Origin of the sequence: Kitasatospora sp. NPDC127060 (assembly GCF_042724935.1) — a bacterium.
In the GTDB taxonomy this organism is placed as follows: domain Bacteria; phylum Actinomycetota; class Actinomycetes; order Streptomycetales; family Streptomycetaceae; genus Kitasatospora.
Genome location: NZ_JBHXEG010000007.1, coordinates 1 through 21394, shown reverse-complemented (window position 1 = coordinate 21394; position 21394 = coordinate 1). Strand labels below are relative to the sequence as shown.

20 protein-coding genes are annotated in these 21394 nt (G+C 75.2%); 8 read left to right on the top strand and 12 right to left on the bottom strand.

Going from position 1 to position 21394, the window contains the following annotated elements:
- Nucleotides 1-7: 7 nt before the first annotated feature.
- The 3 genes from ACFWIS_RS06325 to ACFWIS_RS06315 form a co-directional block, all read right to left on the bottom strand.
- A complete protein-coding gene (locus ACFWIS_RS06325; RefSeq protein WP_380457850.1) occupies nt 8-643 on the bottom strand; it encodes a DUF1003 domain-containing protein in 636 nt (211 codons plus the stop codon).
- A complete protein-coding gene (locus ACFWIS_RS06320) occupies nt 633-1937 on the bottom strand; it encodes a magnesium transporter MgtE N-terminal domain-containing protein (RefSeq protein ID WP_380457848.1) in 1305 nt (434 codons plus the stop codon). The genes ACFWIS_RS06325 and ACFWIS_RS06320 overlap by 11 nt, the downstream gene beginning before the upstream one ends.
- A 138-nt stretch (nt 1938-2075) precedes the next feature.
- Entirely contained in the window at nt 2076-2615 is a 540-nt protein-coding gene (locus ACFWIS_RS06315) for a hypothetical protein (protein WP_380457846.1), read from the bottom strand.
- Between the two features lie 175 nt (nt 2616-2790).
- Between ACFWIS_RS06315 and ACFWIS_RS06310 the strand changes: the two genes are divergently transcribed.
- Nucleotides 2791-3720 (top strand): DMT family transporter, encoded by a 930-nt coding sequence (locus ACFWIS_RS06310; RefSeq protein WP_380457844.1) that lies wholly within the window; start codon nt 2791-2793, stop codon nt 3718-3720.
- A 19-nt stretch (nt 3721-3739) separates the two neighbouring features.
- Here the strand turns inward: ACFWIS_RS06310 and corA are convergent, their stop codons facing one another.
- Nucleotides 3740-4861: a magnesium/cobalt transporter CorA gene (gene corA, locus ACFWIS_RS06305; RefSeq protein WP_380457842.1), complete on the bottom strand. Its 1122-nt coding sequence runs from the start codon at nt 4859-4861 to the stop codon at nt 3740-3742.
- A gap of 403 nt (nt 4862-5264) precedes the next feature.
- Here corA and ACFWIS_RS06300 point away from each other — a divergent pair, with 403 nt between their 5' ends.
- Nucleotides 5265-5906 carry a suppressor of fused domain protein gene (locus ACFWIS_RS06300; protein WP_380457840.1) on the top strand — a complete coding sequence of 214 codons (642 nt, stop codon included), beginning with the start codon at nt 5265-5267 and terminating at the stop codon, nt 5904-5906.
- Between the two features lie 34 nt (nt 5907-5940).
- Here ACFWIS_RS06300 and ACFWIS_RS06295 read toward each other — a convergent pair whose 3' ends face one another.
- From ACFWIS_RS06295 to ACFWIS_RS06275, 5 genes are all read right to left on the bottom strand, one after another.
- Nucleotides 5941-6801, bottom strand: a complete 861-nt coding sequence (locus ACFWIS_RS06295) for a PHP domain-containing protein (protein WP_380457838.1) — start codon at nt 6799-6801, stop codon at nt 5941-5943.
- A 58-nt stretch (nt 6802-6859) separates the two neighbouring features.
- A complete protein-coding gene (locus tag ACFWIS_RS06290) occupies nt 6860-7498 on the bottom strand; it encodes a DUF6758 family protein (RefSeq protein ID WP_380457836.1) in 639 nt (212 codons plus the stop codon).
- 305 nt (nt 7499-7803) lie between these two features.
- A complete protein-coding gene (locus ACFWIS_RS06285; protein WP_188305309.1) occupies nt 7804-7962 on the bottom strand; it encodes a hypothetical protein in 159 nt (52 codons plus the stop codon).
- A gap of 378 nt (nt 7963-8340) precedes the next feature.
- The gene (locus ACFWIS_RS06280; protein WP_380457835.1) at nt 8341-9219 is read right to left on the bottom strand and encodes an alpha/beta fold hydrolase; all 879 of its coding nucleotides are present in this window, start codon (nt 9217-9219) and stop codon (nt 8341-8343) included.
- A gap of 140 nt (nt 9220-9359) precedes the next feature.
- Nucleotides 9360-11381: a DEAD/DEAH box helicase gene (locus tag ACFWIS_RS06275; protein WP_380523493.1), complete on the bottom strand. Its 2022-nt coding sequence runs from the start codon at nt 11379-11381 to the stop codon at nt 9360-9362.
- 699 nt (nt 11382-12080) lie between these two features.
- Here ACFWIS_RS06275 and ACFWIS_RS06270 point away from each other — a divergent pair.
- The gene (locus tag ACFWIS_RS06270) at nt 12081-12809 is read left to right on the top strand and encodes a ferritin-like fold-containing protein (protein ID WP_380463484.1); all 729 of its coding nucleotides are present in this window, start codon (nt 12081-12083) and stop codon (nt 12807-12809) included.
- Between the two features lie 11 nt (nt 12810-12820).
- Here the strand turns inward: ACFWIS_RS06270 and ACFWIS_RS06265 are convergent, their stop codons facing one another.
- From ACFWIS_RS06265 to ACFWIS_RS06255, 3 genes are all read right to left on the bottom strand, one after another.
- A complete protein-coding gene (locus ACFWIS_RS06265) occupies nt 12821-13147 on the bottom strand; it encodes a hypothetical protein (protein WP_380463486.1) in 327 nt (108 codons plus the stop codon).
- 138 nt (nt 13148-13285) lie between these two features.
- Nucleotides 13286-13513 carry a DUF3107 domain-containing protein gene (locus ACFWIS_RS06260; RefSeq protein WP_350506147.1) on the bottom strand — a complete coding sequence of 76 codons (228 nt, stop codon included), beginning with the start codon at nt 13511-13513 and terminating at the stop codon, nt 13286-13288.
- 164 nt (nt 13514-13677) lie between these two features.
- Nucleotides 13678-14319 (bottom strand): TetR/AcrR family transcriptional regulator, encoded by a 642-nt coding sequence (locus tag ACFWIS_RS06255; protein ID WP_380463488.1) that lies wholly within the window; start codon nt 14317-14319, stop codon nt 13678-13680.
- A 218-nt stretch (nt 14320-14537) separates the two neighbouring features.
- Between ACFWIS_RS06255 and ACFWIS_RS06250 the strand changes: the two genes are divergently transcribed.
- From ACFWIS_RS06250 to moeZ, 5 genes are all read left to right on the top strand, one after another.
- On the top strand, nt 14538-15440 hold the full coding sequence (locus ACFWIS_RS06250) for an alpha/beta fold hydrolase (RefSeq protein ID WP_380463490.1): 903 nt from the start codon (nt 14538-14540) through the stop codon (nt 15438-15440).
- Between the two features lie 323 nt (nt 15441-15763).
- A complete protein-coding gene (locus ACFWIS_RS06245) occupies nt 15764-17572 on the top strand; it encodes a DUF3492 domain-containing protein (RefSeq protein ID WP_380463492.1) in 1809 nt (602 codons plus the stop codon).
- The gene (locus ACFWIS_RS06240) at nt 17572-18711 is read left to right on the top strand and encodes a hypothetical protein (protein ID WP_380463494.1); all 1140 of its coding nucleotides are present in this window, start codon (nt 17572-17574) and stop codon (nt 18709-18711) included. The genes ACFWIS_RS06245 and ACFWIS_RS06240 overlap by 1 nt, the downstream gene beginning before the upstream one ends.
- 158 nt (nt 18712-18869) lie before the next feature.
- On the top strand, nt 18870-19859 hold the full coding sequence (locus ACFWIS_RS06235; protein WP_380463496.1) for an NAD-dependent epimerase/dehydratase family protein: 990 nt from the start codon (nt 18870-18872) through the stop codon (nt 19857-19859).
- A gap of 229 nt (nt 19860-20088) precedes the next feature.
- Entirely contained in the window at nt 20089-21267 is a 1179-nt protein-coding gene (gene moeZ, locus ACFWIS_RS06230) for an adenylyltransferase/sulfurtransferase MoeZ (protein WP_380463498.1), read from the top strand.
- Nucleotides 21268-21394 lie beyond the last annotated feature (127 nt).

Below are 21394 nucleotides of genomic sequence, written 5' to 3'. Positions count from 1 at the left end.
CCGAGGGTCACAACGACTCGGCCGCGCCCCGCCGTTCGTCCATCTCCTTGAGCAGCGACTGCAGCTCGGAGCGGATGAAGTCACGGGTGGCCACCTCGCCGAGCCCGTGCCGCAGGGCGGCGACCTCGCGGGCCAGGTACTCGGTGTCGGCGATGTTGCGGTCGCTGCGGGCGCGGTCCTGCTCCATGTTGACGCGGTCCCGGTTGTCCTGCCGGTTCTGCGCCAGCAGGATCAGCGGCGCCGCGTACGAGGCCTGCAGCGACAGCGCCAGGGTGAGGAAGATGAACGGGTACTCGTCGAACCGCAGGCCGGCCGGCAGCAGGGTGTTCCACCCTATCCAGACCACGACGAACACCGTCATCCAGACGATGAACCGGCCGGTGCCGAGGAAGCGGGCGATCCGCTCCGACAGCACGCCGAAGGCCTCGGGGTCGTAGGACGGCAGGGTCAGCAGGCCCGGCCGGGCGGTGCGCGGCTGGTCGAGGCGGGTGCGGTTGGAGCCGGTGATGGGGGAGGTCTCCAGGCGGTCCCGGCCGATGCCCTCGCGGGTGCGCAGTTCGCGCAGCTGGCGCAGTTCCCGCAGTTCGCCCTGCAGGCGCCGGCGCGCGGACTCGCCGGGGCGTCCGTTGCGGTCACCGTCCACCGGTCGTCTCCTCCCTCTCGTCGTGCCGGGTGTCCTCGTCGTCCCGGGCGTGCAGCGCGGCGTCGCGCCAGTCGTCGGGCAGCAGGTGGTCGAGCACGTCGTCGACGGTCACCGCGCCGAGCAGGTGGTCGGCCTCGTCCACGACCGGCGCGGCCACCAGGTTGTACGTCGCCAGGTAGCTGGTGACCAGCGGCAGCGGGGTGTCCGGCGGCAGCGCGTCCAGGTCGTCGTCCACCAGCGAGCCGACCAGGACGTACGGGGGCTCGCGCAGCAGCCGCTGGAAGTGCACCGCGCCCAGGTACTTGCCGGTCGGGGTCTCGGTTGGGGGTCGGCAGACGTACACCTGGGCGGCCAGCGCGGGCTTGTGGTCGCGGATCCTGATCCGGGCCAGCGCCTCGGCGACCGTCGCGTCCGGCTCCAGGACGATCGGCTCGGTGGTCATCAGACCGCCGGCGGTGTCCTCCTCGTAGGACAGCAGGCGGCGGACCGGCTCGGCCTCCTCCGGCTCCATCAGCCCGAGCAGCCGCTCGGCCTCGTCGCCGGGCAGCTCGGAGAGCAGGTCGGCGGCGTCGTCCGGGTCCATCGCCTCCAGGACGTCGGCCGCCCGCTCCCCCTTGAGCTTGCCGATGATCTCGACCTGGTCGTCCTCGGGCAGCTCCTCCAGGACGTCCGCGAGCCGCTCGTCGGGCAGCGCGGCGGCCACCTCGGCGCGGCGCTTGGCGGACAGGTGGTGCATCACGCTGGCGAGGTCGGCCGGGCGCAACTGCTCGAAGGTGGCGAGCAGGTTGGCCGCGCCCTGGTCCTGCTCGGGCAGCGCGAAGCCGGTGACGTCCTGCCAGTCCAGGGTGAGCCGCTCGCCCTTGCCCTTGCGCAGCCGGGAGGCCCGGCCGACCTGGACGAAGACCTTGCTGACCTCCCACTCGCGCAGCCGGGTCTGCACCATGCCGACGTCCAGCACGGTGACGTCCTCACCGGTCTTGGACCAGGTGACGGTGCGGTCCAGCAGCTCGGCCAGCACCAGGGTCTCGGACGGGCGCTGCTCGAAGCGGCGCAGGTTGATCAGGCCGGTGGCGAGCACCTGGCCGGACTCCAGGCTGGTCACCCTGGTCATCGGCAGGAAGATCCGGCGCCGGCCGACGACCTCGACCACCAGGCCCAGCACCCGCGGCGGGCGCCCGCCCAGGCGCAGCGACACGACCACGTCCCGGACCCGTCCGACCTGGTCGCCGTTCGGGTCGAAGACCGCGATGGCGGAGAGATGGGAGATGAAGACCCGGGTACCTGGCCCTGCCATGAACTCCCTCGACTCGCTCGACCTGCTCGACGCCGTACCGTGCGCGCCGCGGCGCGCGTTCGGCCAAGGCTACCCGCGCGGCGTACGCCCGGCCCGGTGAGGCACGGTAGCGACCCCAGGAGTCCTGGGCGTGAACCTTTAGCGGCGCTTGAACAGTAGTTTGGGCAGCCCGGCCGGGATCGGGCGGCGGGTGGTGGCCGGGGTGGGCATCGGCTGGGCGGCGTGCGAGCCGTCCGGCATGGCGCCCGGGCGCTCGGTCAGCGCCCCGGCCGGCCGCAGCCGCAGCACCCGGCACTCGCGCGCCCAGCGCTCGGCGATGGTGTCGGTGTCGGGCGCGTTCAGCCGCTTGCCCTTGAGCTCCTCGACGGCGCCCAGCCAGGCCTCGCCGTGCGGCTCCAGCTCGACCACCTCGGCGTTCCAGCCGGTCAGCCGGCCGCCCTTGTCCTTGCTGCGCACGGTGATCACGGCGCCGGCGCCCGCGGTCAGGCCGTGCAGCGGCTGCTCGCCGCCGTCGCCGACCACCACCACCGCGCCGTCGTGCCAGGCGTGCCACAGCGGGCGGGACTGCGCCTCGCCGTCCGCGCGCACCCAGAGCAGACCGGACTTCTTCGCGGCCTCCTCCAGCAGGGCCTGGTCGAGGAAGTCGTCGGCGGTGGGGGCGGCGGAGTTGCGGTCCATGGCGGACAGCGTACGGGTTTCCGGCCCGTCCCCGTCGGCCGGACGGGCGCGGTGGCCGGGGTGGACGGCCAGGCTGGTCCCGCCGGATGTCTCAGCCGCCGGGCGACAGTTCCATTACCGGGCCACGGGCCTTACCGTATGAGCGCCCCGCCCCCGCGACCAGCGAAGGAGCGCCGTGCCCGCCGCCCGGCCCGCGACCGCCCCCGCCCCAGCCACCGCCGCCGACCCGCGGTCCGCGCACCCGCTCCCCAGCCTCGACCTGCTGCTGCTCGCCGTCTCGATCGGCGGCATCTCCTTCTCCGGCCCGCTGATCTCCGCCACCGCCGCGCCCGCGCTGGCCATCGCCTTCTGGCGCAACGTCATGTCGGTCGGCGTCCTCGGCCCGTACGCGCTGCTGCGCCACCGCGCCGAACTGCGCGGCATCGGTCGGCGGGCGCTGCTGCTGGCGGTCGCCGCCGGGGTGCTGCTCGCGGTGCACTTCGCGCTCTGGATGCCCAGCCTGCGGATGACCTCGGTGGCCTCCGCCACCGCGCTGGTCACCACCACCCCGCTGTGGACGATCCTGCTGATGCGGCTGTTCGGCGTCCGGGCGCCCCGGATGGTCTGGCTCGGCACCGTCGTCGCCTTCGCGGGCGTACTGGTACTGACCGGCGTGGACCTCTCGATGTCCCCGCGGGCCCTGCTCGGCGACGCCCTGGCGCTCGCCGCCGGCCTGGCCGCGGCCGGGTACGTGCTGCTCGGCGCCGAGGTCCGCAAGACCGTCAGCACCACCGCGTACACCCTGGTCTGCTACGCCACCACGGCGGTCGGCCTGCTGGTGATCTGCCTGGTCACCGGGACCGGGCTGGCCGGCTGGTCGGCCGGTGCCTGGTGGCAGATCGTGCTGCTGATGGTCACCGCGCAGCTGCTCGGGCACTCGCTGAGCAACCGGGTGGTGCGCAACCTCGGCCCGTCGATCACCTCCACCGCGATCCTGCTGGAGACCCCGGGCGCGGCCCTGATCGCCGCCCTGTGGCTGGGGCAGTGGCCGCCGGCGGCTGCCTACCCGGCGGTGGCGCTGATCCTGCTCGGTCTGGTCCTGGTCGCCCGCGGCGGGCGGCGCTGACCGCCTCCCGGAGGCGGGGCTACAGCCAGCCGTTGCGGCGGAAGCCCCGGTACATCCCGACGCAGATCAGCGCGATCGCGCCGAGCACCATCGGGTAGCCGTACGCGTGGTGCAGTTCGGGCATGTAGTCGAAGTTCATCCCGTACACGCCGGTGATCATGGTGGGCACCGCGAAGATCGCCGCCCAGGCGGTGATCTTGCGCATGTCCTCGTTCTGCGCCACCGACACCTGCGCCAGGTTCGCCTGGAGCAGCGAGTTCAGCAGCTCGTCGAAGCCGTGCACCTGCTCGGTGACCCGGGCCAGGTGGTCGGCGACGTCCCGGAAGTACTTCTGGATGTCCGGGTCCACCAGGCGCTGCACCGGCTCGGACAGCTGCTGCATCGGGCGCAGCAGCGGCACCACCGCGCGCTTGAACTCCAGTACCTCGCGCTTGAGTTGGTACACCCGTCCGACGTCCGCGCTGCGCGCGCCCTTGGCCGAGAAGACGCCGTACTCGATCTCGTCCACGTCGTTCTGCAGCCGCTCGGCGACCAGCAGGTAGTTGTCCACCACGTGGTCGGCGATCGCGTGCAGCACCGCAGCCGGGCCCTTGGCGAGCAGTCCGGCCTCGTCCGCGTCCGCCTCCAGCCGGTGCCGCAGCTCCTGCAGCGAGCCGTGGCCGCCGTGCCGCACCGTGATGACGAAGTCCCGCCCGGCGAAGACCATCAGCTCGCCGGTCTCCACCACCTCGCTGGTGGGCGTGAGTTGGTCGTGCTCGACATAGCGGATGGTCTTGAAGACGGCGAACAGCACGTCGTCGTAGCGCTCGACCTTGGGCCGCTGGTGGGCGTGCACCGCGTCCTCCACCGCGAGCGGGTGCAGACCGAACCGCTGGGCGATGCCCTCGAACTCGGCGCCGGTCGGCTCGTGCAGTCCGATCCAGCTGAACGACCCCGCGGTGTCAGTGAGTTGGTGCGCGGCCTTGACCCGGCGGGCGGCCTCGCGCGGGCTGCAGGCCTCGCCGTTGCGCCGGCCGTGCTGGTAGACGGCACAGTCCACGACCGCAGAGCCGGTGCCCTCGGGCACGGCGTCGTACACCCCGGTGGCACCCCGGCGGCGGTTGGTGCGGACGGCGGCGCGCAGGCTGTTGATCATCGACATGGCAGGCTCCCTGAAGCAGGAGCCGTCGCACGGCGGCGCGGAAGAACCGCGGGCAGGGCCGTGGTGCGACGGCGAGGAACACCGGTGAAGGGGATGAGGGTGCTCTCCCGGCCGGTCCGTCCGCCGCCGACCCGCGCCCGGGCCGCTACGGCTGGATCAGCCGGCAGGGCCTGCGAGGCGAGGGATGCGGGGAAGTCGGGGCCGGGCAGAGCTGCCGGTACTGCATGGTCGGCCGGTATCCACCGCAACCACCTCCTTCGCGCCGCCGCCCCGGGACGAACGATCCCGGTGGCCAGTCGCTCACCCTAACAGCTGACCGGGCATCGGTGCCCCGGGGTTTCCCTGCCCTTTGCCCGTACGCCCCCGCGCGGACCGCGAATCCGCCCGGGTTACGCTCACCGGCATGGCGCACGACTTCCCGTCCTTCGGTGACCCCCACGGCGGCAGCTCCCCGGAACTCACCCGGGAGGCGGTGCTGGCGGCCGTCGAGGCCCGGCTGATCTCGACCTTCGGCGAGCCGAGCGGCCGAGCCGCCGTCACCTTCCTCGGCACCGACCGGATCGAGGTGCTGCGCTTCGGTCCGGACGCCGACGGACTGGTCCGCTACGCGACGCTCGGGATGTCCGCCGCCCCGATGGCCGACCCGACCGCGCTGGTCGCCGACCAGCTGCGCGGCCCCCGCGTCGAACTGGTGCTGACGGTGCGCGGCGGGAGCGACGGCGTGCTGCGCAGCCTCGCCACCTTCGCCGCGACCCCGCAGGTCGAGGGCCTGGTGGTGGCCCCGGGCGGCTCGCTGGACCTCGGCGCCCCGCTCTGGGACGGCGCCCCCTTCACCTCGGTGCTGGCCGCCGAGCCGGGCGGCCTGGTCGAGGACCTGGAACTGGCCGAGCCCGCCGAGCCGGTGCGCTTCCTGCCGCTGCTCCCGATGACGCCCAACGAGGCCGGCTGGAAGCGGGTGCACGGCGCGGCCGCGCTGCAGGAGCGCTGGCTGAACCAGGGCACCGACCTGCGCGACCCGCAGCGGCGCGGGGTCAAGCTCGACTGACCCCCGGCCTCGTGCGCCGGAGCCCCGCCCGCCGTCAGCGCTCGATCGGCTTCGCCCCGGTGGCCTGGGCGAGCAGCGCCTCGTACACCTCGGGGTCGGTGGTGTGCTCTCCGAGCCGGACGGTCTTGCGGCTGCCGTGGTAGTCGCTGGAGCCGGTGACCAGCAGGCCGAGGTCGCCGGCCAGGCCGCGCAGCCGTTGCCTGGTCTCCTCGTCGTGGTCGGTGTGGTCGACCTCCAGCGCGGCCAGCCCGGCCGCCGCGAGGTCGGCGATCACCTGGTCCGGGACGGTCCGGCCGCGCTTGACCGCGCCGGGGTGGGCGAACACCGGCACCCCGCCGGCCGCCCGGACCAGCCGGACCGCCCGCACCGGGTCGGTCTCGTGCTTGCGGACGTCCGCCCGGGCCCCGTTGGCCAGCCAGTCGGGGGTGAAGGCGTCCGAGACGGTGGCCACCACGCCCGCCTCGACCAGCGCGCTGGCGATGTGCGGCCGCCCGACCGAGCCGGCCCCGGCGATCCGCTGCACCTGCTCCCAGCTGATGTCCGCACCGAGTTCCCGGCAGCGCTCGACGATCGCCCGGCCGCGCCGGAACCGGTCGGTGCGCACCAGCTCCCGCTCGCGCGCGAACTCCGGCTCCGCGGGGTCGAACAGGTACGCCAGCAGGTGCATGCTGACGCCGTCCACCACGCAGGACAGCTCGGCGCCCGGGACGACGGTCAGCCGGGCGCCGTCCGGCAGCGCGTGCACCGCCCCGGCGGCCTCGGCGTGGCCGGCGACGGTGTCGTGGTCGGTGAGCGCGACCACGTCGAGGCCGGCGGCGACCGCCGCCGCGACCAGCTCGGCCGGGCTGTCGGTGCCGTCGGAGGCGTTGCTGTGGGCGTGCAGGTCGATGCGCACGGGGCGGACTCCTGGAGGCTCGTGGGGTGCCGCCCAGGATAGGCCGTTCGTGCGGCGGTCAGCCGAGCAGTCGGGGGGTGAGCGCCCCGCAGGGCAGCAGGCCGAGTTCGGCGCCGGCCTCGCGCAGGTCGGTGAGCACCAGTTCGTCGTACATCACCAGGGCGGACTGCTCGGGCCAGGCGACCGCCCAGAGCCAGAGCCCGCGGGCCTCGCCGACGAACACCGCGCGGTCGGCCGGGGCGTCCGGGACGTGGAACATCGGGGTGGGCCGCCCGGCGGCCATCAGCTTGGCGTCGGCGGGCTTGTACAGGCCGACCGAGTCGCCCGGGTCGGGGCCGGGCAGTCCGGCGTAGCGGGCGCCGAGGCCGACCCCCAGCTCCTCGGCGACCAGGACCAGTTCGCCGAAGCCGCCGAGCGGGGCGGGCCCGGAGCAGGCGACGGCGGTGGCCCGGGCGCCCGAGATGTCGTCGCCGACATGGGCGATGCCGGTGTACAGCCAGCCGACCGGGAGCGGCCAGGGCAGCCAGACGGGGACCTGCGAGCGGGCGACGGCGACTCCGAGGGCTTCCACGCTCGGCGGCAGCACGGGCTGCATCGGGTGCACGGCTCCGTGCCGGTCGCATTGCCAGGTGTCCGAAAAAAGACCGGGGGCGCGGACCCGACCGGCGCACCTCGGGCAGCTTGGCTCGCCCCTCATAGCCGACAACGCTCCTCCCTCCGGACCGCCGCGTCAAGGACGATCACCCGTACGGACGGCTCGGCGGCACCTGTCGGTGGTGACGCCCGGCCTGCGCGGGTGGGTGCGCCGCGGGCGGCTCCCGTTGGGGGATGTCCCGTGGCGGGCGGCGGCAAACGTCCCGGGGGCCGGGGCCGGACACACTGACGCCCCGTCAACGGCGATCGCGGTGACGGGGCGTCAGTCGGGTATCGGTACGTCCGGATCGGACGCTCCCGGCTCGTCGGCGGCGGGTGGGGTCTCCCGGTCGGAGGCGCCGCGCAGGGTCAGACGGTCGGGCACGGGCGGATGAGCAGGCGTTCGCCGGTGCGGGCGGCGTCCTGGACGAGTTCGCGGACGGTCTCGGCGTCGGCTATCACGCGGTCGGTCGCGGAGCCGTTGGCGTCGTCCAGTCGGAGGATCTCGAAGCGCATGGGCTTGGTCATGGGCGTCTCCTTTCCGGGCCCCGACGGGCGGGGCGATTGCGGCTGAGTCGGTATCAGCCCTTTCGGGGTCTTACGGATCCGGCGCTGCGGCCGGATCGGGCGGGGCGTGCGTGCGGCGGTCTGCTGCGGCAAGGGCTCCCCCTGCTTGCCTGGTGCGTCCAATGCCTCGTGAACCACGGTGCCGTGGCGGTGCTACTGGGCCGTTGCCCGTCCGTAACGTCCAGGTTTCGACTGATGGGCACCCCGGTGGAGGCCGTCGATGAGTCCCGGACAGAATCAAAGATTACCGTAACTAACGAATTTTGTCCTGCGTCGATACCGGTGAAACCCTCGGAAGTGGTACAGACCACTCCGAAGAGGGCGCCGGTCGGGGGCCGATCAGGCCCAGAACGCGGCCAGCGCGTCGGCCGTGGCGGCCGGCCGCTCGGCGTTGGGGGAGTGGGCCGCCCCCGCGACGATCACCCGGCGGGCGCCCAGCCGCTCCGCCATCGCGGTCTGCCCCGGCACCGGCCAGGCGTAGTCCCGCTCGCCGGAGAGCACCAGCACCGGCAGCGCCCCGGCGGCCACCGCGGCCAGCTCGTCCACCCGGTCCGGCGCGGCCATCAGGTGCGCGCCGGTGACGGCCAGCGAGCGTGGCACGTTGGCCACCCAGCGGCGGTGCAGGAACTCCGCGACGTCCGGTGCCAGGGCGGGTTTGGTCACCCCGCTGCTCTCGTCCAGCTGCCGCATGACCTGCCAGATCTCCTCCAGGCTCATCGCCGGCAGGGCGTCCAGCAGCAGCTTGGTCCGGGCCGCCTCGGCCGGGTCGATCGCCCCCGGGCCGGTGGCCATCAGGGTCAGCGAACGCCACGGCAGCGGGCCCTCGGCGGCGGCCGCGAGCACCGCCTCCCGGACCACCTGGCCGCCGAGGGAGTGCCCCAGCAGGTGCACCGGCCCGCCCCGGGCGGCCAGCACCGCGGTCAGCGCCCGGACATCGGCGCCCAGCTCCGCCACGGCGTACGCCGCCGGGTCGTCCGGCCCGCCGGTCTCGTACTGGCCGCGCTGGTCCACGGCCGTCACCCGGTACCCGGCCGCCGCGAGCGGGCCGAGCAGCGCGATGAAGTCCTCCTTGCTGCCGGTGAACCCCGGCACCAGCAGCGCCGACCCGCGCACCGGCCCGTCCGGCTCCGCCCGCAGGGCCGCGAACTCGCCGCGCGCGGTCACCACGCGCTCCGCGTGGGCGCAGCCGGGCAGGGTCAGGAACGGCGGAGTACTCATGAGCGGTTTCCCTCCGGGGCAGGCGACGCCCCGAGCCTATGCCGTCCCGGCACCCCCTCCCACCGGCCGGAACGCCCGGGAACGCCCGAGGGGGCGGACGGACCACGACGGTCCGGCCGCCCCCTCGGGGGTGGGACTGGTCAGCCCTCCGGAGTGGCCTCCGGGGCGGCCACGGCCTTGCGGGTGCGGGTCCGCTTGCGCGGGGCCGGCACCTCGGCCGCCGCGGCCTCGGCGGCCGAGGCCTCCGGGGCCGCGGCGACGGCCTTCGGCTTGCGGGCCCGGGTCGCCTTCTTCGCGACCGGGGCCTCGACCGGGGCCTCGACCGGGGCCTCGGCGACGGGGGCCGCCTCGACGGTCTCGGCGGTCTCGGCGACGGCCTTCGGCTTGCGGGCCCGGGTCGCCTTCTTCGCGACCGGGGCCTCGGCCGGGGCGTCGACCGGGGCCTCGGCCACGGGGGCCGCCTCGACGGTCTCGGCGACGGCCTTCGGCTTGCGGGCCCGGGTGCGGGCCGGCTTCTTCTCGGCCGGGGCCTCGGCGGGAGCCTCGGTCACCGCGGCCGCCTCGACGGCCTCGGCGACCTCGGTGACCTCCGCCTTGGGCTTGCGGGTCCGGGTGCGACGCGGCTTCTCCTCGGCCACCGGCTCGGCCGCGACCACGGCGGCCTCGACGACCGCGGCAGCCTCGGCCACGACCTCGGCCACCGGAGCGGCCTCGGCCGCGGCGGCGCCACCGCGCGAGCGGCGGCGACGACGGCGCGGCGCGCTCTCGCCCTCGGCGCCCTCGACGGCCGGAGCCGCCTCGGTCACCGCGGCGGTGACGGCCGCCTCGCCCTCGGCGCCGACCTCCGTGCCACGGCGGGTGCGGCGGCGCTCACGGTTACGACGAGGCTTCTCCTCCGCCGCCGGGGTCTCGACGGCCGGGCGGACCGGGCCGCTCCGCCCACCGCGGCCGGAGCGGGCGCCCCGCCCGCCGGTCTCGCCGAGGTCCTCGATCTCCTCCGCGCCGAGCCCGGCCCGGGTGCGCTCCGAGCGCGGCAGCACACCCTTGGTGCCCGGCGCGATCTTCAGCAGCTCGTACAGGTGCGGCGAGGTGGAGTAGGTCTCCTCCGGCTCGTTGAACGGCAGGTCCAGCGCCTTGTTGATCAGCTGCCAGCGCGGGATGTCGTCCCAGTCGACCAGGGTGACGGCGGTGCCGGAGGCGCCGGCCCGGCCGGTGCGGCCGATCCGGTGGAGGTAGGTCTTCTCGTCCTCGGGGCACTGGTAGTTGATGACGTGGGTGACGCCCTCGACGTCGATGCCGCGGGCGGCCACGTCGGTGCAGACCAGGACGTCGACCTTGCCGTTGCGGAAGGCGCGCAGCGCCTGCTCGCGGGCGCCCTGGCCGAGGTCACCGTGGACGGCGCCGGCCGCGAAGCCGCGCTGGGTCAGCTGGTCGGAGACGTCGGCGGCGGTGCGCTTGGTGCGGCAGAAGATCATCGCCAGCCCGCGGCCGTCGGCCTGCAGGATGCGCGAGACCGTCTCGACCTTGTCCAGCGAGTGCGCACGGAAGATGTGCTGCTCGGTGTTGGCGACGGTCGCGCCGGTGTCGTCCGGGGCGGCGGCCCGGATGTGGGTCGGCTGGCTCATGTACCGGCGGGCGAGGCTGATGACCTGGCCAGGCATGGTGGCCGAGAACAGCAGGGTCTGCCGCTTGGCCGGCAGCATGGTGATGATCTTCTCGACGTCGGGCAGGAAGCCCAGGTCGAGCATCTCGTCGGCCTCGTCCAGGACCAGCGCGCGGACCTTGGACAGGTTCAGCTTCTTCTGCCCGGCGAGGTCCAGCAGCCGGCCCGGGGTGCCGACCACGATGTCGACGCCCTTGTTGAGCGCCTCGACCTGCGGCTCGTACGCCCGGCCGCCGTAGACGGCCAGCACGCGGACGTTGCGGACCTTGCCGGCGGTCTGCAGGTCGTTGGTGACCTGGGTGCAGAGCTCGCGGGTCGGGACGACGATGAGCGCCTGCGGGCAGTCGGAGAGCTGCTCCTCGGTGGCCCGGCCGGCGTCCACGTCGGCGCGCACGATGGCCCGCTCGATCAGCGGGAGGCCGAAGCCGAGGGTCTTGCCGGTGCCGGTCTTGGCCTGGCCGATGACGTCGTGGCCGGTCAGCGCGACCGGGAGGGTCATCTCCTGGATCGGGAAGGGATGGACGATGCCGACGGACTCGAGGGCCTCGGCGGTCTCCGGGAGGATCCCCAGGTCCCGGAACGTCGTCTTGATGGGTTCAGCGGTGGTGGACAGGGTGCTGCCTCTTCCGTTTTCGGAGGGGCCGAGAGCGAGCGGCGGGCGGGCAGCCGCGCGGCTGCGTACGGGCCTGGCGGCCCTGATGACAGCTGCGCGGACGCACAACCGCGCCGGTCCCTGCGGCCGGCCGGTGCGCGCGGCCCGATGGCGGGGCGCGTCGCCGGCGGCGTCGGGGAGGGTTTCCCGTGAGGGACCTGCGCGGGACCTCCGCCAGGTGGGCGTGGTCTCGGCGGCCCTCGCTCGGCCACTGATGCGGTGCCAAGGCTTGAAGTCCAAGCCATGGTCGGAGCCGATCGGCTCTCCGACCGGGCATCCGCGTACGTGAGTACCCGTGCCTCCGGTGCGGACACGTCCGAGGGGACGGTGCCGCTTGGGAGCGGGCTCGTGCGGGCCACCGAGACGGCGGTGACACCGTGCGAACACGACGGGGCTCCGTACCACCATACAGTCAGGCGACGACTCGAACACGTGACGCGTCTGACATTGCCCCCGGTGACCGGCCCTCCATCGGCCGATCCGGCAGGTCACCCGGGTGCGGTCGGTGGTGGGGCGGCCGCCGCCGCGGGACTAAGGTGGCGGGTCATGGAGACCCAAGGTGAGACGCAGGACGGCACGGGCGGCTCGATCGGCGACTGGGCCGCGTGCTCGGCCGAACCGGGCTACCGCGCCGCGGTGCTGGACCTGCTCGGCGCACTCGCGTACGGCGAGCTGAGCGCCTTCGAGCGGCTCGCCGAGGACGCCAAGCTGGCGCCCGACCTCGCCGACAAGGCGGCCCTGGCCCGGATGGCCTCCGCCGAGTTCCAGCACTACCAGCGGCTGCACGACCGGCTCGCCGAGATCGGCGCCGACCCGCAGGAGGCCATGCGCCCCTTCGTCGAGCCGCTGGAGCTGTTCCACCGGATGACGGCGCCCTCGGACTGGCTGGAGGGCCTGGTCAAGGCCTACGTCGGCGACGCCATCGCGACCGACTTCTACCGCGAGGTGGCCGTCCGGCTGGACGACGACACCCGCGAGCTGGTGCTCGGCGTCATGTCCGACACCGGCCACGGCCAGTTCGCCGTCGACAAGGTCCGCCAGGCCATCGAGGCCGACCCGCGGGCCGGCGGACGCCTCGCCCTCTGGGGCCGGCGGCTGATGGGCGAGGCGCTCAGCCAGGCCCAGCGGGTCGTCGCCGAGCGCGACGCGCTGTCCAACCTGCTGGTCGGCGGCGTCCAGGTGCAGGGCTTCGACCTGGTCGAGGTCGGCAAGATGTTCAACCGGATCACCGAGGCGCACACCCGGCGGATGGCCGCCCTCGGCCTGGCCAGCTAGGCCCCGACCCCTCACGCCGGCCGGTGCCGCCGCGGTGCGCGGTGGGCGCCGGCCCGGTGCGGGTGGTGGCGGTGCGCCGGGGCCCGCCCGGCGGCGAGGTCCGGCCGGGCCAGCAGCGAGGTGAGCACCCCCGCGGACAGCGCCGAGAAGGCCACCGAGACCACCGGCAGGCGCCCGTCCAGACAGAAGTGCGCGACCACCCCGCCGAGCAGCGCCGCGGCCGTGGCCGTCCCCACCACCAGCGGGCGGGAGGCCCGGAAGTACCCCGGCAGGCCGAGCAGCGCGGCCGCGGCCGCGGCCAGCCCGACCAGGGCGAAGACGATCGATTCGACCAGCATGGCGGCCTCCCCGGGGAAGGGTGCGCGGCACCGGCGCCGCTCCTGTCGCCGTACCCAGGCCGACCAGGCCGTACACGCGACGGTGCCCCGCTCCCTGGTGGGAGCGGGGCACCGGTCGGACCCTCTGCGGGCGGCGCCTCAGGTGGTGCCGAAACCGACCTTGCGGGCGGCCTGCTCGCCGATCTCCACGTACGCCAGGCGCTCGGCCGGGACGATGACGCGGCGGCCGTGCTCGTCGGTGAGCGAGAAGAGCTTGGTGGAGCCCTCCAGCGCCTTCGCGACCGCGCTCTCGACCTCATCGGCAGTCTGCGAGCTCTCGATCACGATCTCGCGGGGCGCGTTCTGCACGCCGATCTTGACCTCCACGGCTTCCGTCCCTCCGGGGTTGCAGCCTCCACGCGCGGCCACCGGAGCGCCTGGGACAAGCGACCGCGGCGACCACGCCGTACGGCTTCACCATAGAGCACCCGATCACCGCTCAGGCGAAGCCCAGCGGATCGTCAGCGCTGAGCGGAACCCAGGGGCCCGTCTCAGGTCGCGAGGTCGCCCGGGTGCATCGGGAAGCCCTTCAGGCCCCGCCACGCCAGGCTGGCGACCAGCCGCACCGCCTCGTCGCGCGGGATCTCCAGCCCCTGCGACAGCCAGTAGCGGGCGGTGATCTGAGCCAGGCCGCAGACCCCGGCGGCCAGCAGCTTGGACTCCGCCTCCGGCAGGTCGGTGTCCTCCTGGATCACCTTGCTGACCAGCGTCGCGCTCGCCTCGGACGCCCGCTCCACCCGCTCGCGCACGGCCGGCTCGTTGGTCAGGTCCGACTCGAAGACCAGCCGGAAGGCGCCGGACTCGCTGGAGACGTAGTTGAAGTACGCCTCCATCGTCGCCGCCACCCGCAGCTTGTTGTCGGTGGTGGTGCCCAGCGCCTCGCGGGTCGACTCGACCAGGGCGTCGCAGTGCTTGTCCAGCAGCGCCAGGTAGAGGTCCAGCTTTCCGGGGAAGTGCTGGTAGAGCACCGGCTTGCTCACCCCGGCGCGGTCGGCGATGTCGTCCATGGCGGCCGCGTGGTAGCCCTGCGCGACGAACACCTCCTGGGCGGCACCGAGCAGTTGTTCACGGCGGGCGCTTCGCGGCAGGCGGGCACCGCGCGGGCGCTCCTGCGCCTCCTGGATGGCCGTCACGGCGCTCCTCACTTCGGGGTTGATCGGGCGGGCAAGAGGGCCGATTCTACTTTTCGGTAACCGCGTCGGCCCTCGGCGAACGCGAGAAAAGCTGCCCGCCCCCTTGTCAGGAGCCCACAATACGGCGCTGACCTCGGCGTCGGCAGTGGTGTGACGAGGGATCGGACGGCCGGACCACCCCCGCCGCCCCCGGCCGGGGCTCACTACCATCGTCCACCATGAGCAGCGTTGAGCAGCAGGTACGTACGGTCGAGGTCCCCGGCGCGGTGCTCGCGGTGCACCGGCCCGGCGGGGGAACCGGCACCGACGGGCGCGAGCCCGGGCTCTTCGTGCACGGCCTGGGCGGCTCGGCCGCCAACTGGAACGACCTGATGGACCGGCTCTCCGGCCTCGTCGACGGCGAGGCCGTCGACCTGCCCGGCTTCGGCCGCTCCGGCCCGCCCGCCGACGGCAACCTCAGCCTCTCCGGCCACGTCCGCGCCGTCATCGGCTACCTGGAGGCCGCCGGCCGCGGCCCCGTCCACCTCTTCGGCAACTCGCTCGGCGGCGCCGTCGCCGTCCGGCTCGCCGCCCTGCGCCCCGACCTCGTCCGCAGCCTCACCCTGGTCTCGCCCGCCCTGCCCGAACTGCCCCCGCAGCGCTCCGCCTGGCCCACCGGCCTGCTCGCCGTGCCCGGCCTGCCGGCCCTGCTGCGCCGGCTGCCGGCCGGCCGACGGGACGCCGAGGCCGCCACCGAGGACCTGCTGCGCCTGGTCTACGGAGACCCGGCCGGTCTGAGCCCGGCCGCCCGGGCCGCGGCGGTGGCCGAGTACCGGCACCGGCTGGAGCTGCCGCACGCGATGCCGGCGCTGGTCGGCTCGGCCCGCGGCATCGTCTCCGCGTACACCGAGCGCGGCGACCAGGCGTTGTGGCGGCAGGCCGAGCAGGTGACGGCGCCGGTGCTGCTGGTGTACGGGCTGCGCGACAAGCTGGTCGGCTACCGCTCGGCCCGCCGGGCCTGTACGGCCTTCGCCGACGCCCGGCTGCTGGTGCTGCCGGAGTCCGGGCACGTGGCGATGATGGAGCACCCCGACGCGGTCGCCCGGGCCGTGCGCGAGCTGATCGCGGCCGCCGCCCGCTAGGCCCTGTCCGGCCCTGGGTCCCGTCCGGCCCACCGCCGCAGCCCCCACCCGTCCGCGGGCGGGGGCTGCGGCGTATAGCGCGGACCAACGCCCCGGTCCGGGCCGAGGACACGGGGGTTCACTCGTTCAGGTGGCAGCCAGGCATGTGACCGATGGGCGGCCGGAAGCCGGTCCTACCGTTCTGCTGCCGGACCGAACAGGTGTGGGGGAGAGCCGCAGACACCGGACCACTGGGTGGGTGACAAGCGACAGCAAGGGTCCCGGCGTACGGCCCCGCGGCTCCGGTCGCCCCTGGGAGGGGCAGCAACCCTAGGAGGTCTCCCGTGCGCGTCGCCCTGCTCACCGAGGGTGCCCGCCCGCACCCCGACCGTGGCGCCGGCCCGTGGTGCGACCGGCTGGCCGAGGGCCTGCCGGAGCACGAGTTCGAGCTGTACCTGCTCACCGGCCCGGACGGCCCCGGCGCCGCCGCCCGGCTCTCGCCCGCCTGGCACGGCGCCCGCGACCTGGCGCTGTGGGGGCGCCGCCCGCGCGGCCGGGCGCCCGGGGCGCTGCGCAGACGCCAGTACGCCCGGGCGTACGAGGAGCTGGTGCGGGCGCTGGTGCTGCCGGGGGAGCGGGCCGGCTTCGGGGCCGGGCTGTACCGGCTGGCGGCGCTGGCCAGGGAGGCCTCGGGCACGCTGCCCGCCTTCCTCGCCTCCGCCCACGCCCGCCGGGTGCTGGAACGGACCTGGCGGCTGCCCGGTGCGGACACCTCGGCCGGACAGCCGCTGGTGTGCGACGTCCTGGTCGCCGCGGACCTGCTGGAGCAGTGCCTGCGTCCGCTGTCCGCGCCCTGGTACGGCACCGGGTCGGGCGGCCTCGGCGGCGCCGACCTGTGCCACGTGGTCGGCGGCGGCCCGGCCACGCTGCCCGCCCTGGTCGCCCGGCAGCTGCACGGGGTGCCGTTCGTGGTCACCGAGCACCGGCTGCACCTGCGCGAGCAGTACCTCGGCTGCGCGCCCCGAGCCCGAGGGCGCGCCGGTGCCGGAAGCGCGGGCCCCTCCGGCCCGACGCCGGGCGAGGAGGGCGAGCGGCGAGCGGGTCACCGGGCGCCCTACCGCTGGCCGGTCCGGGCGCTGCTGCTGTCCTACTTCCGGGCGCTCACCGAGGAGACCTACCGGCGGGCCGCGATACTCACCCCGGGTAGCGCCCACGACCAGCAGTGGCAGCGCCGCTGCGGGGCCGATCCGGCGCGCACCCGGGTGGTGTACGAGGGCACCCCGGCGGTGGACCGCCCGGCCGCCGGGCCGGAACCGCGGCGGCCCACCCTGGTCTGGGCGGGAGCACTGGAGCCGGGGCGGGACACCGAACTGATGCTGCACGCCTTCTCGCGGGTCCGCACCGAACTGCCCGCGGCCCGGCTGGTGGTGCACGGCGAGGAGGCGGCCCCCGGCTACCTGGCGCACTGCGCGGCGGTCGCCGAGCGGCTCGGGGTGGCCGCGGCGGTGGACTTCGCCGGGCGGCCCGGCTCGCTCGCCGAGGCCTGGCAGGGCGGCACGGTGGCGGTCTTCTCCGCGCTCTCCCAGCGCAGCCCCCGGCTGCTGGCCGACGCCATGCTCAGCGGCCGGGCCGTGGTGTCCACCGACGTCGGGGTGGCCCGCGAGGTGCTCGGCCCGACCGGGCTGCTGGTGCCCGCCCGCGACCCGCGCGCGCTGGCCGGGGCCTGCCTGGCGCTGCTGCGCGACGAGGAACGGCGCTCCCGGCTGGGCCTGGCCGGGCGGCTGCGGGCGCAGGAACGCTTCGCCGTCGAGCCGGTGATCGGTGCCTTCCGGGAGATCTACCTGGAGCTGGTCTCGCAGTACCCGGCCTTCCCCGTCGGCGGCGGCGCCGGCGAGGACGCCCGGGGGCCGCGCCCGTTCGCCCGCCCCGCCGAGTACTGGCTCAGCGACGGCCCGCGCGGCGAGCGGGACGAGCGCGAGGGACGGGAGCGCGAAGGGCGGGGCGAGGGCGGGGAGGACGACGGCGAAGCCGCCGAGGCCGTCACTCCGGGCCCGCGCGGCCTCGCCGCGCTCCCGGTGCTCGCCGACGCCCCGGCCGCGGCCCGCCCCGATCCGGCGCGACCGGCCGGGCCGGCCCTCGCGGAGGCCGTCTGATGACCGGCCCGGCCCAGCCGCGGACCCCCGGCCGCGCGGAGGCGGGGCCCGCACCCCGGGCGGGCGCCGGCGGCCCGCGGACCGGCCCGAGCGCAGACCCGGTGCGCGAGGTGATGGCCGAGCACCGGGAGCTGTGCGAGCGCGCCGTTGACCCGCTGGAGATCGCCGCCGGACTGGAGGAGGCCGGCTACGGCCCGGACGCCGCCGCCCGCTGCCGGCACGCCGACCTGTTCTCGCTGGCCGAGGAGCTGTACGCCCGGGTGCCCCGCCGGCCGCCGGCACCGGAGCCGCCCGGGCCCCGGCAGTGCGGGCCCGCCGCCCGGGCGGCGCTGACCGCCGCCGCCCTGGCCGCGCTGCCCTGCGCCGGGGTGGTGGCGCTCGGCGCCCGGTGGCCGGTGCTGCTGCCCGCCGCCGTACCGCTGGTGTTGCTGCCCGCGCTGACCGCCCCGGCCCCGGCCGAGCCCGGCGGACCGGCCCGCCCGGCGGCGCTCGGCCCGGCCCGCACACCGACCCGGCCGACGGGCTCCGGGTCGGGCCCGACCGCCCTCGGGCAGGGGCTGGGCCTGGCCGCGCTGCTGCTGCTCCCGCTGACGGCGCCGGGCGCGGACCGGCCGCTGGCCGCCGCACTGGTGCTGGCCGCCGGGGTCTCGGCGGGCTCGGCCGAGCGGGCGGCCCGCTGGTACCGGCAGGTCGGTCGGGGCCACCTCGGGGCGGCCCGCACGCTGGCCGGGTTCCGGGCCCGGATGCGGCCGGTGCTGCCGGTCGCGGTCGCGCTGCACCTGGCGGTGCTCGGGGTGCTGACCTACGCGGCGCTGGCCGTTCTGGCGGTCGTCGCGCCGCGCCCCGGGCCCGGCCACGGCGGCGGGCTGCTGCACCTGGCCGCCGAGCGGGCCGGCCCCGCCGCGTGGGCCGCGCAGGGCGTGCTGGGCCTGTTGTTGGTGCTGCCCGCGCTGCTGGCCCGGTGCGGCCGGGCCACGGCCGCAGCGCTGGGCGCGGTGGCCGGGCCCGCCGCCGCGGCGGTGCTGCTCGCCCTGGGCCGTCCCTGGCCGTCGGCCGTCCTGCTGGGCGGCGGTGCGGTAGCGGCGGTGCTGGCGGTCCACGGCTGGGCGGTGCTCGGCCGGGCCGGCTCGCACCGCTGAGCACGGCCCGGCGAACCCCGCCGTGCCGAGGACCGTCCGATGAACCCCCGCCCGAGGAACCGCCGCTCGATGAACACCTGTCAGATCTCGTTCGCTGTTCTCGCTGTTTTCAGTCCGCCAGGTCGTCCCCGACCTCGCTTCGTGGAAGGACGCCCCCGATGAGGGTGCTGCTGCTGGGCGCCGACGGCTTCATCGGCCGCCGGGTGACCGATCGTCTGCTGATGGACCAGGAGTTGCAGGTGACGGTGCTCGGCCGGCGCGACTCGGCCGACATCCGCTTCGACCTGACCACCGGGAGTCCGGGCGCGCTGGCCCGCTTCCTGGACGCGGTCGCGCCGCAGGTGGTGATCAACTGCGCGGGCGCCACCTACGGCAGCTCGCGGACCCTGATCCGGTCGAACACGCTGGCCGTCGCGACGGTCTGCGAGGCGATCCGGCGCAGCCGGGAGCCGGCCCGGCTGGTGCACGTCGGCTCGGCCGCCGAGTACGGGCCGGTGCCCGGCGGGGTGCCGGTGTCCGAGCAGTCCGAGCCGCGGCCGGTCGGCCCGTACGGGGTCTCCAAGCTCGCCGGGACGGAGCTGGTGCTGGCCTCCGGGCTGGACGCGGCGGTGCTGCGGGTGTTCGACGTGGTGGGCCCGGGGGCGCCGACCGCCTCGCTGTTCGGGCGCCTGGCCGAGGGCCTGCGGCGGGCGCTGGAGCGAGACGAGAACCAGGTGCGGATGCCGGACCTGTCCGGATACCGGGATTTCGTGGACGTGCGGGACGTCGCCCGGGCGATCCAGGCGGCCGCGGTCTCGGCCGCCACCGGGGTGATCAACGTCGGCAGCGGGCACGCCGTGCGGGCCCGGGACGCGGCCCAGTTGCTGGTCCGGGCCTCGGGCTTCGAGGGGGCGATCGTGGAGGAGAACCGGCCGGTCCTGCTGCCCGCGCAGGTCGGCGGGCCGGGCGGCGACCACGTGGCCGGCCACCACCTGCCCGGCCACCGCGCGGAGGGCCACCGGCCGGAGGGCCGGCCCGCCCCGGGCGAGCCGGTGCCGTGGCGGCAGGCGGACGTGCGCACCGCCCGGGACCGTCTCGGCTGGCGGACACAGGTGCCGCTGGAGGAGTCGCTCGGGGACGTCTGGCTGGAGACGGCCTGCCGGGTGTGAGTCGGGCGCGGGGGCGCCCCGGGCCCGCAACCACGGGCCCGGGGGGCTCCCGGGGGCCCGGTGGGCGGTTCCACGATCCGGCGCGGGCCGTCTCGCCCACCGGACGAGCTGTCTCGGAATACCGGCGGGGCGTGACACTGTTGGCCTAGAGAGCCACCTGAGTGGCGGTGCAACAACCCCGTCCGAGGCTGGCCCTGGCCGCCTGAAGAAGACACCCATCGGAGTCCCCGTGTCGTTGCCACCCCTGGTCGAACCGGCCGACGAGCTCACCGTTGACGAGGTCCGCAGGTACTCCCGCCACCTGATCATCCCGGACGTCGGGATGGCCGGGCAGAAGCGGCTGAAGAACGCCAAGGTGCTGTGCGTCGGCGCCGGCGGCCTCGGCTCGCCCGCGCTGATGTACCTGGCCGCGGCCGGGGTCGGCACGCTGGGCATCGTCGAGTTCGACGTGGTCGACGAGTCGAACCTGCAGCGCCAGATCATCCACGGCCAGGCCGACATCGGCCGCTCCAAGGCGGAGTCGGCGCGCGACTCGGTCAAGGAGATCAACCCCTACGTCGACGTGGTCCTGCACGAGGAGCGCCTCGACAACTCCAACGTGATGGAGATCTTCTCCGGCTACGACCTGATCGTGGACGGCACCGACAACTTCGCCACCCGCTACCTGGTGAACGACGCCGCGGTGCTGCTCGGCAAGCCGTACGTGTGGGGCTCGATCTACCGCTTCGACGGCCAGGCCAGCGTCTTCTGGGCCGAGCACGGCCCCTGCTACCGCTGCCTCTACCCGGAGGCCCCGCCGCCGGGCATGGTCCCGTCCTGCGCCGAGGGCGGCGTGCTGGGCGTGCTGTGCGCGTCCATCGGCTCGATCCAGGTCAACGAGGCGATCAAGCTGCTGGCCGGCATCGGGGACCCGCTGGTCGGCCGGCTGATGATCTACGACGCCCTGGAGATGAACTACCGCCAGGTGAAGGTCCGCAAGGACCCGAACTGCGCCGTCTGCGGGGAGAACCCGACGGTCACCGAGCTGATCGACTACGAGGCCTTCTGCGGCGTCGTGTCGGAGGAGGCGCAGGCCGCCGCGGCCGGGTCGACCATCACCTCCAAGCAGCTCAAGCAGTGGCAGGACGACGAGGAGGACATCTACCTCATCGACGTCCGCGAGCCCGGTGAGTACGAGATCGTCAACATCCCCGGCGCGGTGCTGATCCCGAAGAACGAGTTCCTCATGGGCGACGCCCTGGAGAAGCTCCCGCAGGACCGGAAGATCGTGCTGCACTGCAAGTCGGGCGTGCGCTCGGCCGAGGTGCTGGCCGTGGTCAAGGCCGCGGGCTTCGCCAATGCCGTCCACCTGGGCGGCGGGGTGCTCGGCTGGGTGAACCAGATCGAGCCGCACAAGCCGGTCTACTAGACCGTCGGGACGTGACGTACGGGGAGGGGCCCCCCCCCCCGCGCGGCCGGGGGGGGGCCCCCCCCCAACGGGGGGGGGGGCCGTCGGACCCCCACAACGCCCGCCGGCGGCGGGCCACCGTGGTGGG

Excerpts from the sequence above, each read along its gene's own strand:
- ACFWIS_RS06320 (WP_380457848.1), bottom strand. The coding sequence starts at position 1,937 with ATGGCAGGGCCAGGTACCCGGGTCTTCATCTCCCATCTCTCCGCCATC.
- ACFWIS_RS06315 (WP_380457846.1), bottom strand. The coding sequence starts at position 2,615 with ATGGACCGCAACTCCGCCGCCCCCACCGCCGACGACTTCCTCGACCAG.
- corA (WP_380457842.1), bottom strand. The coding sequence starts at position 4,861 with ATGTCGATGATCAACAGCCTGCGCGCCGCCGTCCGCACCAACCGCCGC.
- ACFWIS_RS06300 (WP_380457840.1), top strand. The coding sequence starts at position 5,265 with ATGGCGCACGACTTCCCGTCCTTCGGTGACCCCCACGGCGGCAGCTCC.
- ACFWIS_RS06290 (WP_380457836.1), bottom strand. The coding sequence starts at position 7,498 with ATGAGGGGCGAGCCAAGCTGCCCGAGGTGCGCCGGTCGGGTCCGCGCC.
- ACFWIS_RS06285 (WP_188305309.1), bottom strand. The coding sequence starts at position 7,962 with ATGACCAAGCCCATGCGCTTCGAGATCCTCCGACTGGACGACGCCAAC.
- ACFWIS_RS06280 (WP_380457835.1), bottom strand. The coding sequence starts at position 9,219 with ATGAGTACTCCGCCGTTCCTGACCCTGCCCGGCTGCGCCCACGCGGAG.
- ACFWIS_RS06275 (WP_380523493.1), bottom strand. The coding sequence starts at position 11,381 with ATGACCCTCCCGGTCGCGCTGACCGGCCACGACGTCATCGGCCAGGCC.
- ACFWIS_RS06270 (WP_380463484.1), top strand. The coding sequence starts at position 12,081 with ATGGAGACCCAAGGTGAGACGCAGGACGGCACGGGCGGCTCGATCGGC.
- ACFWIS_RS06265 (WP_380463486.1), bottom strand. The coding sequence starts at position 13,147 with ATGCTGGTCGAATCGATCGTCTTCGCCCTGGTCGGGCTGGCCGCGGCC.
- ACFWIS_RS06250 (WP_380463490.1), top strand. The coding sequence starts at position 14,538 with ATGAGCAGCGTTGAGCAGCAGGTACGTACGGTCGAGGTCCCCGGCGCG.
- ACFWIS_RS06240 (WP_380463494.1), top strand. The coding sequence starts at position 17,572 with ATGACCGGCCCGGCCCAGCCGCGGACCCCCGGCCGCGCGGAGGCGGGG.
- ACFWIS_RS06235 (WP_380463496.1), top strand. The coding sequence starts at position 18,870 with ATGAGGGTGCTGCTGCTGGGCGCCGACGGCTTCATCGGCCGCCGGGTG.